This is a genomic window from Shewanella sp. S1-49-MNA-CIBAN-0167, assembly GCF_040310145.1.
Taxonomy (GTDB): Bacteria; Pseudomonadota; Gammaproteobacteria; order Enterobacterales; family Shewanellaceae; genus Shewanella; species Shewanella psychromarinicola.
The window spans coordinates 1-232 of record NZ_JBEOPO010000521.1 but is presented as its reverse complement, the minus strand read 5'-3'; the positions used below and the strand labels follow the sequence as shown (position 1 = coordinate 232).

1 pseudogene is annotated in these 232 nt (G+C 43.1%); it reads right to left on the bottom strand.

The window, feature by feature from the left end:
- Positions 1 to 232 (bottom strand): annotated as a pseudogene (locus AAEZ00_RS22260) (alpha/beta hydrolase); the annotation flags it as partial.

Genomic DNA, 232 nt, shown 5'->3' with positions numbered 1-232 from the left:
GAATTGGCTCACTAAAGTTGTCATCTACTTGTGGTATCGGCCAGGCTTGGCAGGTTTTTTCTAATCCATCTAACATATTACCGCTGATGTACGACTCTTTTGCATCTTTACGCATTTGATCAGTAATGCGGTGAATGTCTTCACCACACACAACGGAGGCGTGCATGCCCATCGCAATACCTGTGCTATCAGCAGTTAATGTGTAAATACCTAATATCGGTTGGTAATTACC